This window comes from Pseudomonas sp. A-R-19, from assembly GCF_019956575.1.
Lineage (GTDB): Bacteria > Pseudomonadota > Gammaproteobacteria > Pseudomonadales > Pseudomonadaceae > Aquipseudomonas.
In genome coordinates this window covers 79,755-91,447 of sequence record NZ_JAHBDR010000047.1, presented here as the reverse complement: position 1 = coordinate 91,447, position 11,693 = coordinate 79,755, and the positions used below count along the sequence as shown (strand labels likewise).

Annotated in this window: 6 protein-coding genes and 1 pseudogene; 4 read left to right on the top strand and 3 right to left on the bottom strand. The window is 59.2% G+C overall.

Going from position 1 to position 11,693, the window contains the following annotated elements:
- The first annotated feature begins 273 nt into the window (after window positions 1-273).
- The gene (locus KGA88_RS11440; protein WP_110659420.1) at window positions 274-759 is read left to right on the top strand and encodes a glutathione peroxidase; all 486 of its coding nucleotides are present in this window, start codon (window positions 274-276) and stop codon (window positions 757-759) included.
- Window positions 756-1,217, top strand: coding sequence for a MarR family winged helix-turn-helix transcriptional regulator (locus KGA88_RS11435; protein ID WP_007983496.1), 462 nt, complete (start codon window positions 756-758; stop codon window positions 1,215-1,217). The genes KGA88_RS11440 and KGA88_RS11435 overlap by 4 nt, the downstream gene beginning before the upstream one ends.
- Here the strand turns inward: KGA88_RS11435 and KGA88_RS11430 are convergent.
- Window positions 1,201-3,564 (bottom strand): response regulator, encoded by a 2,364-nt coding sequence (locus KGA88_RS11430; protein WP_223591080.1) that lies wholly within the window; start codon window positions 3,562-3,564, stop codon window positions 1,201-1,203. The genes KGA88_RS11435 and KGA88_RS11430 overlap by 17 nt on opposite strands.
- A gap of 123 nt (window positions 3,565-3,687) precedes the next feature.
- On the opposite strand from KGA88_RS11430, the gene KGA88_RS11425 reads away from it, so the two are divergent.
- A complete protein-coding gene (locus KGA88_RS11425; RefSeq protein ID WP_110663273.1) occupies window positions 3,688-4,578 on the top strand; it encodes an ATP-binding protein in 891 nt (296 codons plus the stop codon).
- Entirely contained in the window at window positions 4,575-5,057 is a 483-nt protein-coding gene (locus KGA88_RS11420) for a GAF domain-containing protein (protein ID WP_110663191.1), read from the top strand. Before KGA88_RS11425 ends, KGA88_RS11420 begins: the two co-directional genes overlap by 4 nt.
- On the opposite strand, the gene KGA88_RS11415 is transcribed toward KGA88_RS11420, so the two are convergent.
- Together KGA88_RS11415 and KGA88_RS11410 are read right to left on the bottom strand one after the other, a co-directional pair.
- On the bottom strand, window positions 5,058-8,003 hold the full coding sequence (locus KGA88_RS11415) for an HD domain-containing phosphohydrolase (protein WP_223591078.1): 2,946 nt from the start codon (window positions 8,001-8,003) through the stop codon (window positions 5,058-5,060).
- A gap of 49 nt (window positions 8,004-8,052) precedes the next feature.
- Window positions 8,053-11,693 (bottom strand): annotated as a pseudogene (locus tag KGA88_RS11410) (transporter substrate-binding domain-containing protein).

Here is an 11,693-nt window from a genome sequence, read left to right as displayed (position 1 = left end):
TTGGCCAGAAGCCGAAGACGGCTTCCACGAATAGGCCTAATACATAGATGCAACGGGGCAGCGGTTTTTCAAAAGCGGGTAGACAGTGGGGGCGAGTCCATACATAGGAGCTGGCTTGCCAGCGATGGCGTCCTTGAATGCGATGCAATACTTGAGGGCCCCTTCGCTGGCAAGCCAGCTCCTACAGTTGATCGTCTGTGCAATTATTTAAATTGCACACAATTCAATTGCTCGCTATTTTGTTTTCTCTGGCATTCACTCGGAACCTCGAACATGAGCGACAACCTGCTGAGCATCCCTTGCACCACGATCAAGGGTGAGCAAAAGACTCTGGCGGATTTCGCCGGCAAAGCCGTGCTGGTGGTCAACACGGCCAGCAAGTGCGGTTTCACTCCGCAGTACAAAGGCCTGGAAGAGCTGTGGCAGACCTACAAGGACCAGGGGCTGGTGGTGCTCGGTTTTCCCTGCAATCAGTTCGGCAAGCAGGAGCCGGGCAATGAAGGGGCGATCTCCGAGTTCTGCGAGCTGAACTTCGGTGTCAGCTTCCCGCTGTTCAAAAAGATCGACGTCAACGGCGCCGACGCCCATCCGCTGTTCGTGCAGTTGAAAAAGCGCGCACCGGGTGTGTTGGGCTCCCAGGGCATCAAGTGGAACTTCACCAAGTTCCTGATCGGCAAGGACGGGCAACTGGTCAAGCGCTTCGCCCCGGCGACCAAGCCGCAGGACCTGACCCAAGAGATCGAAGCCCTGCTCAAATGAACACCTTGTCAGTCGATTCCCTGAAGCTCGACAGCCAGCTGTGTTTCAAGCTGTATGCGGCTTCCCGGGCGGTAATTCGGGCCTACAAGCCAATGCTCGATCAGTTGGGCCTGACCTACCCTCAATACCTGGCGATGCTGGTGTTGTGGGAGTGGCAGGAAGCGGCTCCGGAGCAACCGACCGTCAAGGCGTTGGGCGAGCGTCTGGCCCTGGATTCCGGCACGCTGACACCCTTGCTCAAGCGCCTCGAACAACTGCAACTGGTGCAGCGCCAGCGTTCGGCGCGCGATGAGCGTGAAGTGCACCTGAGCCTGTCGCCGGCTGGCATGGCCTTGCGCGATCAAGTCGGGCCACTCAAGGCGCGCCTGTTGTGCGACAGCGGGGTCGATCTGAATCGTCTCAACGACTTGCGCGACGGTCTCGATCACCTGTTGGGGCAGATCAAGGCGCTGTCGTAGCGGGAATCCACAAGTCCAGCAGGGCGGCCAGTTCTTCGCGCCGGAAGGGTTTGGCCAGGTAGTCGCTCATGCCGGCGGCACGACAGCGTTCGCGTTCCTCTGACATGGCGTTGGCCGTCAGGGCGACGATTGGCAGTTGGGGCCAGCGCCCGCTGCGGCGGATTTGCCGGCTGGCTTCGTAGCCGTCCATCACCGGCATGTTGCAGTCCATCAGCACCAGGTCGAAATCCCGTTGCTCGAGTTGATCCAGGGCCTCGCCACCATGGGACGCGGTGGTCACCTCGCAGCCGAGTTTGCCGAGCATGCCCTTGGCCACCAACTGGTTGACCGGGTTGTCTTCCACGAGCAGCACGCGCCCGCGGCATTGCGGGGATTGTGCGTCGGGCGGAGCATCGTTGATCGGGTGGGTTTGCGGTTGCAGGATCCGCCGCAAGGACTGATACAGCGTATTGCGGGCCAGGGGGCGGGCCTGTTGTTGCAGGGGCGCGAGGGCATTGACCTCTTCGCCGGGCATGAAGTTGCCATAAGCGGTGATCAGCAGGATCGGCGCGCTGAGGGCGGGGCGCAAATTGAACAGGCATTCGGGGCAGTCAGTGATGAGCACATCGGCTGCCAGGCCAAGCAGTGGGTCATCCATGGAGCGGCGTTCATAGTCCAGCCCCCAGCCAGGTAACAGACTGTTCAGCAGTTCGCCCAGCCCGCTGCTGGCGGCCGTGATGGCGATGACTTTGCCCTTGAGCAAAACGACAGGCATTGCACGGGTGTGGCTGGGCAATGGCAGATCCGCGTAGAACTGGCTGCCAAAACCCGGCTCGGAGCTGATCGTCAGGCGCCCTTGCATGGCTTCGCAAAGATTGTAGGTCAGCGCCAGGCCCAACCCGGTACCGCCAAATTGGCGGGTAATACCGGCGCCAGCCTGGGTGAACGGCTGGAAGATTTTGAACTGGGCATCCCGGGGGATGCCGATGCCGGTGTCGCAGACCTCGATTCTGACGCCGTCCTCGAAGGTCGACAGGCGCACGTCGACACGCCCGAAACGGGTGAACTTGAGGGCGTTGGACAGCAGGTTACTGACGATCTGTCGCACCCGGGTCGGATCGCCGAGCACCAGTGCCGGGAAGTGCGGATCGATCAGGCAGGTCAGTTCGACGCTGGGGGCGGCGTTCTGCGACAACAGGTTGGCGGTGTCCTCGATCAGCGAGCCGAGGTCGAAGGGGATGTGTTCGAGTTCGAGTTGACCGGCATCGAACTTCGACAAATCGAGAATATCGTTGAGCAGTTCCACCAGCACTTTGCCCGAGTCATGAGCGATCGACAGTTGCTGCTGTTGTTCGGCATTCAGTGGTCCATCGAGGGACAGTGCGATCATCCCGAGCAAGCCATTGAGGGGCGTGCGGATTTCATGGCTCATGTTGGCCAGGAACACCGATCGGGCTTCGGCCATGTCCAGTGCGGTACTGCGGGCGGCTTCCAGTTCCTCATTGGATTGGCTCAGTCGGGTATTGATCGCCTTGAGTTCGGCGGTGCGGGCCGAGACGATATTTTCCAGTTGACCGAGGTACTCGGTCAGGCGGTTTTCCGCGTTGCGCCGTTGCTGGATTTCGGTGGCGATGTTTTTGAACTGCTGGTTGGCAACCTTGACCAGCACGCCGATCTCATCGTTGGCATGCCCGGCGGGACATTCCAGCGACGTCGGCTCGGTACTGCTCGGGTCGCGGCCGCTGAGTTCACGGATGACCCGCACCAGAGGCTTGGTCAGCATCACATAGAACAGCGCCAACAGGATGCCGGACAGCAGCAGGCTGCGGGCGAAACCGTTGAGCAGGGTCACTTCGGCCCGGCGCAGGAAGCGGTTGCCGAAGGCGTAGGTGTCGACGTTCAGCCGCAGTGTTCCCAGGGATTCGTTGGGTAAATGATCCAGGTAAAGTCGGTCTTCGAACTGTCGATTGGCGTCGAACAGGAAGTCACTGAACAGCCGGTAGCCGTTTTGCATGCCGGGTCGCTTGACGTTGGCCAGCACGGTGCCGTTGTTGTCGGTCAGTTTCACGCCGATGATCGCCGGCGAGCGCAGCAGACCCTGGGTCAGTTCCTTGGCGAGTTCGGCGTCGATGTTGTAGGCGATTCGCGAAGCCGGGTTGTGGCTGATTTCAAGTAATGAAAGGATTTCACGATTGATGGAAGCGTCTTCACTGGCATAATCGATGCCTATTTGCAGCAGGCTGAGCAGCGTGCCCAAAATGAAACCGACCAGCACGGTAAGCCGGGCTTGCTTGAATGACAGCCGGTTGGTGAATTTGATGTCCATGGGGGGGTGAACCACTTCCGTTTCCTTTCGCTGCTCAAGCATAGTCGATCATGCCTGTCTGCTGATGCTCTCGTGAGGCCTGTACCGCGGGGGCTGCCACTTGTCTGACGCTGTGTTTCGTCGCTGTATCACCATCATTACTGTGAACGTGCCCGAGGAGAAGTCGTGGATTCCCGATTGAATGCTTTTCTTGAACGCGCCGATGCCGTTCTGGCCCGAATCGAGCCGTTGCTGCCGGCACCCCGGCCAGCCATCGACTGGACGCATTGCCTGGCCGCGCGCTGGCAGCGTGAGTCGCGCGGCGGTTATCTGATGCCGCTGGAGGTCAGCCTCGACATGCGCCTGTCGGACCTGATCGGCGTCGACCGGCAAGTCGAGCAACTTGGGCGCAATACCCAACAATTCCTCGATGGCATGCCCGCCAACCACGCCTTGCTCTGGGGTTCACGCGGCACCGGCAAATCGTCGCTGGTGCGCGCCTTGTTGGCCGAACACGCTCACGCCGGTTTGCGTTTGATCGAGATTGAACGTGATCATCTGGCAGACCTGCCGCGAGTGGTCGAACAGATCGGCAAGCTTCCCCAGCGCTTCGTGCTGTTTTGCGATGACCTCTCGTTCGAGTCGGGCGAGGGCGATTACCGAGTGCTCAAAAGCGTCCTTGATGGCTCACTGGAACAGGCTCCGGACAACGTTTTGCTGTACGCCACGTCCAACCGTCGCCATCTGGTGCCGGAAAAGGAAAGTGACAACGAAAACTGGAAACGGGTCGACGGCGAACTGCATCCCAGCGAGGCGGTTGAAGACAAGATCGCGCTGTCGGACCGCTTCGGTTTGTGGCTGTCGTTCTATCCGTTTACCCAGGAACACTTCCTCAACGTCGTCGAGCACTGGATCGGCCAGTTGGCCGGCAAGGCCGGACTGGCGTGGCAGCGCAGCGAAGAACTGGACATTCTGGCGGTACGTTGGGCCACTGGCCGAGGCAATCGCAATGGACGTTGCGCCTATCAATTTGCCCGTTACTGGGTCGGGCTGAAACTGTTGGAGCACAAGGCATGATCGATTTACAAAAGAGCGGCCAGGGCCTCGAAGGCTACGGCATGCTGCATGCGCAACTGGAGTCCTTGCTGGCGGACGAGCGGGACTTCATCGCCAATGCCGCTCAGTTCTCGGCGTTTCTGTTCAATCAGCTCGAAGACCTGAACTGGGCCGGTTTTTACCTCAACCGCAATGAGGAACTGGTGCTGGGCCCGTTTCAGGGGCAGATCGCTTGCGTGCGGATTCCGTTCGGGCGTGGCGTCTGCGGAACCGCAGCCGCGACCTTGCAGACTCAGTTGGTCGAAGATGTGCACGCGTTCCCCGGTCACATTGCCTGCGACAGCGCGTCGAACAGCGAACTGGTGGTGCCGTTGGTCAAGGATGGCCGATTGATCGGCGTGCTCGATCTCGACAGTCCGAAGCTCGCGCGTTTTACCGCGCAGGACCAGGCCGGAATCGAACAGCTGGCGGCAATTTTCCTACGCCTGACCGACTGCTGATCAAGACGCCAGGCCTGCCTTGGCCAGCAGGCCCGACGCGTCTACCGTATCGATCTGCTGCGGGTCGAGAAAGCGTCTGGCGTATTGCAAATAGATCTGTGCCTTGATGAACAGGCCGAACAGCTCCGGGTCGATGTGGGCATCACGGCACATGAAGGCCATGATGCCCAGCGCCTCGCTCAAGGTCTTGGCTTTTTTGTAGGGGCGGTCGGCGGCCGTCAACGCTTCGAAAATATCGGCTATCGCCATCATCCGCGCCGGCAGGCTCATTTCTTCGCGCTTCAAGCGTTTCGGGTAACCGCTGCCGTCCATTTTCTCGTGATGCCCACCGGCTATTTCCGCGACGTTGCGCAAGTGCGCGGGGAACGGCAGATGGTTGAGCATCAGGATCGTCTGGACGATGTGGTTATTGATGACATAACGCTCTTCGCTCGTCAGGGTGCCGCGGACAATGCTCAGGTTGTACAGCTCACCCCGGTTGTATTTGTGGGGCGGCACATCGAGTTTGAAGCCCAGGGGATTATCTTGCGGTATCACTTCGTGTTCACTGCGTTCGAACAGATGCTCAGGCTTGTCCGCCAGTAAGGGTTCACTGACGGGCAGGGTGGGGGCGGGTGTTCGGGCCTGACGCCGGTTCTCCTCCCAGGACACGCCCAGCCGGTCATCCAGGGTTCGGGTCCAGGTGCGTTCAGCCACGCTGCGCAGACGTTGCAGATCAGCGTCGGCCATGGCTTCGCCACCAAGATTGCAGCGGGCAACGAAGGCGAAATCATCATCCAGCCCGGCCAGGCTGGCATTGCGCAGTTCTGCCAGCGATTGCTCATCACCGCCCAGGGCGATGGCCTGCCAGTAGCTGATCCAGGCATCGCGCTTGAGTACCTCGAAGCGGGTGCGGATTTCGTGGATGCGATCGGTCAGGGTTTCCAGCTTCGTGGCTTTGTCGACGACGTATTCCGGCGTGGTGACCTTGCCGCAATCGTGCAGCCAGGCGGCGATGTGCAGTGCCTCCCATTCATCTTCGGTTGGCCGATAGGCGCTGAAGGCAGGCTCCTGGCTGGCCGCCGCCGCATGGGCGAGCATCAGGGTCAGTTCCGGCACGCGTTGGCAATGGCCGCCGGTGTAGGGACTTTTGGCGTCGATGGCGCCGGCCAGCAGTTGAATGAAGGCGTCCAGCAGTTGTTTTTGCCGGGCTTGCAGGCGCTGGCTTTCGATGCACACGGCAGCCGCGCCGGACACCGCCTGGAGAAACGCAATGCGGTCCGGTCGCAGTTTGTCCAGGTCGCTTTGCTCGCCACTGTCGGCCAGCAGCAGCACCAGCAGGCCCACGGTTTCGTTGTGACGATTGTGCAGGCGGATTCCGATCAGATGAACCCGGGGACTTTTCAGCGCGAGCAAGACTTTCTGCAGATCACCCGCCTGCTCGAACCCCAGGTTGCTGACGACATTGTCGACGATTGCCAGTTGCTGTAGCCATGTGGGGCTTTGCGGGTTCTCGAGCGAGTGTCCGCGAATGTCGAAGGATTGCAGGTCTTCGGCGGTGTCATTGATGACCAGGCCGTGGGGTTCCATTTGCTCACCATCACCTTCGCGCAGATAGATCAGGCCGGCCTGGGCCTGACCGATTTTCACGGTTTCAAACAACACCCGTTCCAGCAGCGGGGCGAAACGGGTTTCGGCGCTGAGGCTGTCAGTGATCTGGAAGAAACTCGCCAGTGTGTCCTTCATCCGTGCCATCGACACACTCAGCTGGTCGACTTCGAGCACCGGCGAGCGACGGGAAAGAGGGAAATTGAAATCGAAACTGCGAATCGCATCGGCCTCCTGCACCAGGGCGCGCAAGGGTTTGACCAGGACTCTTGATGTCAGCCAACCCAACGGCACGCATAACAACAGTGTTGCCAGGGTAATGAGCGCGCCTTGCCAGCGCATCCGGTAAGCGTCGACGAGCAACTCGTCTTCCGGTACCAGCAGAGCCAGTTGCAGGCCTTGGGGGCCGCCTTCCTGCATGCTGCTGCGGGCCACGATCCACTGTCGGCCGCTGGCGTTCAGGCGGTTGCCTTGAGACGGACTGTTGAGCAACGCGCCCAGGCTGGGGTTGAGGTCCGCTGCCTTGATCAGGCGGGATGTCTGGTCATCGACGATCAGCCTGCGGCTATCGGGGTAGGCAATGGCATTGCCCTGCGCATCGAACAGCACGATTTCGGTATTGGGGGTCACGACGTGCTTGGCCAGGGTCGCGCTGAGTTCGGCCAGGGTCAGGTCGGCGGCCAGGATTGCCTTGTCACCGCTGCGGCGTGCCAGCGTCGTGCCAATGTCGTGGGTGGAAAAAAAGATATAGGGTTCGGTCGTGATCTGGTCATTGTCGCCGCGGGCGCTGGTAAACCAGGCACGGTTACGTGGGTCGTACGTGTCGTTCAGGTTGTCCTGATGGCTGACCAGTGCCAGGTTCCGGTCGAAGAACAAAGACTGGGAACGGACCTGGCCGCTGCTGTTGTGTTCGATGCTCCAGACTTGATAAGCCGCGGTGTCCGGGGCCTTTACCAGGGCCTTGACCTCTGGGGTACGCAGCGGGCGGACCATGAAAAAGTCACCATTGTCGTAGCCCAGGTACAGCGAGGCCAGATTGGGGTTGTCCTCGAGTGACTGGCTGAACGGTTCGAGCAGTGCCAGGCGTTGTTCCAGATCAGTGGACTGGCCCGCCGGATTGAGTGCCAACAGGCTCAACAGATGACGAATGGGCTCATAGGTCGCATGCAGGTCCAGTCGGACATCCTGCTCAATGCGGTTGAAGAGTTTTTCACTGCTCGACAGTATGATTTGTGTGGTTTGCCGGTAGTTGAAAAGTCCCAGCACTACCCCGGTCAGCAACAACAAAAAGGTGAACATCACGCTGATATGGACATGCAGTGGAAACCGGCGTGGATCGGGGCGCAGTGGGTTAGGCATTGCGGGTTTCTCCATGATGGTCAACACACTGCCAAGGGGCCAAGCATAGTTAAGGCTCTGTCACTTTGCCTTCGTCATAATGGTCAATCTGACGCAGTAACGCGTCGTCCAACTCAAGCATGGCGCACTCCATGGATTTGCAGCATCCAGCCACTTTTTCGCGATCGAAATCCTCATGGCAGGCAGCTTCAAGTGCCTCGCAGCTGTCGATCAAGCGAGAGGCCTGCACTATCCGGGCTGCGCCTTTGATTTTGTGGGCAATATCCTGCAGCGCCTGCCTATCCCCGGAACTGGATAGCGTCAACAGTGTTTGCAGATCCTGGCGGTTGCTGCTCACCAATTCGTTCAGCAATCGCCGGTTCAACATCGGATTGTCCCCGGTCAGCTGTTTCAACCCGCGGAGGCTGAACGCCGGGGTTGCATGGCTGGGTTCAATGCCTTCTACCCATAGACTCAAGGCGCCGAGGCTGAGGGGTTTGAACAGGCAGTCGTCCATTCCGGCTTGCTTGCAGCGTTGAACCTCTTCCGGTTGGGCATTGGCGGTAAAGCCGACAACGGTGCAGGGAGGACGATGGTTTTGTCTTTCATGCTGGCGAATGGCACGGGCCAGCTCGTAACCGTTCATGACGGGCATGTTGCAATCGGCAATCACCAGATCAAACGGGTGGTCTTTCCAGACCTCCAGTCCCTCCTGGCCATCGGCCGCGACGGAAAATCGATGCCCAAGAAACTCCAGTTGCTGGCACGTGAGCAAACGATTGGCCGAGTGATCGTCGACCACCAGGACATTCAATGGGGTTGCGGCGACGACGATTTGGGTTTCTGCCACCTGGGCTGACTGTTGCAGCGGCAACGTTTCCAGCTGCAGCAGCACCTCTACTTGAGTGCCGGCACCCGACTTGCTGCGCAATTGCAGACTACCGCCCATCATCTCGCAGAGATTGCGGCTGATCACCAGCCCCAGCCCCGCGCCTCCCCTGGCCGATTGCATGGTGTGGTCGGCCTGGGCGAAGGGTTCGAACAGGCGCTGTTGCTCCTGTTCGCTGATCCCGATACCACTGTCGTGAACCTGCACCCGCATCTGCGCATGATCGGGTTGTGTTGCCGGCTGCAGGTCGACAATGACCCGGACCTGGCCTTGCTCGGTAAATTTTATGGCATTGCTGATCAGGTTGGATAGCACCTGTTTGAAGCGCAAAGGGTCCAGCAACACATCGAAGGGCGGGTTGGCCGATGAAAACTCCAGCACCAGCTCGAGTTCCTTCTGTCGGGCCAGGCCATCGAAGATCCGCACGACCGAGGCCACGAGTTCACCCGGATTGACGCGCTCCGGGCTCAGGCTCAAGCGCCCTGATTCGATTCTGGCAATGTCGAGGATGTCGCCAATCAGCTCCAGCAAGCCTTTCGCCGAGTTATACGCGACATCGATGGCCGGACGCTCCGCGTGCTGATGATCAAGACGCTTGAGTGCCAGCTCAAGCATGCCAATGATTGCATTCATCGGTGTGCGGATCTCATGGCTCATCGTGGCCAGAAACGTGCTTTTGGCCCGGTTGGCGTTATCGGCGCGTTCTTTCGCGCAACGCAGATCATCGAGCAGTTGCCGCCGATCGCTGATGTCGATCCAGCCACCGATAATGCCTTGCACTTTCGCGCTGGAATCCCGATAGGGAAGAATCCAGTGATAGATCGTCAGCCGCCGGCCGCCAATGTGCAGTTCGCGATCGACGATCAACGGCCTGCCCTCGGTCACCACGCGTTGGTAGTCAGCCTGGTACTCCCGGGCTTCGAACACATTGCTCATCGCTCCCTGCATCACGCTTTTGCCGATGACATCTTCACGCCTGGCGCAGAACGCTTGCAGGTAACTGTCATTGCAACTTTGCAGCAGCCCCTGGCGATCACGTACATAGATCGGATGGGGCGTGCCATTGACCAGTGATCGCATGAACTCGAACTGATCGCTCAACGCACGCTCGGCAGCCTTGCGTTGCTTGATCTGGCGTCGCATGTAGTCGTTCCACGCAACGGAAATCAGCAACAGCACGCCAGCACCGATGACAATTTGGTAGAACAGTCTTTGATAATTGCGCCAGGTGCTTTGCGACGATGCCGAATAGCCGCGCCAGCGACTGTTGATGATACCCAGCTCCTCCGGCGAGATGCTCAGAAGCGCCTTGTCGAGAATGGCGTTCAACTCCTTGGCATTCCGAGCGGTGGCAAGGGAAAACGCCGCCTGCTCGGTGCCGATGGTGGTGCTGATTTGCAATGTGTGCTCGAAGAGACTCGATGAGGTGAAGTAGTTGGCAATGATCAGTGAATTCACCGAGCCGTCGGCCTGGCCTTCGGCGAGCATCTCTACGGCGCTGAAGGTGTCCGGGGTTTCGATCAGCTTGATACGGGGAAACTCTCTGCGCAGGTAATCCATGAGTGGATTGCCGCGGGCAATGGCCAGGCGCTTGTCCTGCAACTGCTCGAGGTTGGTCGGGCTGTCGGCGGCTTTACGGGTCAGTAGGACGTAGGAATTTTCCAGAAAGGGGCGGGTAAAGTTCAGTTGGGTTTGACGCTGGGCGCTGGGGAGTAGCGCGCCGATCACATCGGCCTGGTTGTCCCTGATCTGTTTGATCATCTCGTCATCGTTCCGACTGCGCTGGATGTCAAAGCGCAAGCCGGTGCGCAACCTGATCAGCTCAAGCAAATCCGCGCTGACCCCGCGAAAGTTGCCATTGCTATCGAAAAACGTCAGTGGCGCGAAGGCTTCGTTGACGACGACGCGCACTATCGGGTGGTGTGCCAGCCAGCGTTCTTCCCGGTCAGTGAGTTGCAGCTTTTGATCGGTTAGCAGAATGTCGCTGCCGGCGCTCCAGCGTTTGGCGATGTTTTCTCGTTCACTGGAGGGGATGGCCCTGATCATTGCGTTGATGATGCCGAGCAGCTCGGGGTTGTTCCTGTTAACGGCGAAGCTGAAACCAAAGGCTTCATGTTTGCCGAAGTTGGCCATGCGGATGTTGTTCAGGTACCCCTTGTTGATCATGTAGTGAGTTGAAATGGTGTCACCGAGAAACACGTCGGCCTGATCGAAAGCAACGGCATTGATCGCATTCTGGTAGGACGGATAGGACGTAATGATCGCCTTCGGGTACAACGCCTTGACTTCCGCCAGCGGCAAGTAGTGATACACCATGCTCAGGCGCAATCCGGCCAGGCCATCGGTGAGGGATCGGGTTTCCCCTTCGCGGGTCACCAGTACGGGTTGGTCGACGGCATAGGGTATGGACAGAGCAATGTCGGTATTGTCCGCTTCGAATCCATTGGCGGTGCCAAGCAGATCGACATCGCCGTTCTGCAGCGCGGCGATCGCGGCCCCTCGAGAGTCAAAACGCCGAACCTTGACAGACAATCCAGTCGCTTCTCCCAGAAGACCTGCGTAATCGGCGGTAAACCCTTCATAGTCCTGACCGCTGGTGGTCAGGTCGAAAGGGGGTAGTCGGGGGCCGACGTACCGAGCGTCAGTTGATTTTTTTGGGTTAACCATTGTCGCTGGGTTTCATCCAGTCGAATCTCCAGCGTCCCGGCCTTCGAGCGGCTGAGCAGCGTGTAGTGTTCATTGCCCGGTGCCCCGAACAACGAGGTGCTCACGCATAGACCTGCGGTCACTTGAATCAGATAGACCTTCAAACGGCTGGGCAT

Excerpts from the sequence above, each read along its gene's own strand:
- KGA88_RS11415 (WP_223591078.1), bottom strand. The coding sequence starts at position 8,003 with ATGCCTAACCCACTGCGCCCCGATCCACGCCGGTTTCCACTGCATGTC.
- KGA88_RS11435 (WP_007983496.1), top strand. The coding sequence starts at position 756 with ATGAACACCTTGTCAGTCGATTCCCTGAAGCTCGACAGCCAGCTGTGT.
- KGA88_RS11430 (WP_223591080.1), bottom strand. The coding sequence starts at position 3,564 with ATGCTTGAGCAGCGAAAGGAAACGGAAGTGGTTCACCCCCCCATGGAC.
- KGA88_RS11440 (WP_110659420.1), top strand. The coding sequence starts at position 274 with ATGAGCGACAACCTGCTGAGCATCCCTTGCACCACGATCAAGGGTGAG.
- KGA88_RS11420 (WP_110663191.1), top strand. The coding sequence starts at position 4,575 with ATGATCGATTTACAAAAGAGCGGCCAGGGCCTCGAAGGCTACGGCATG.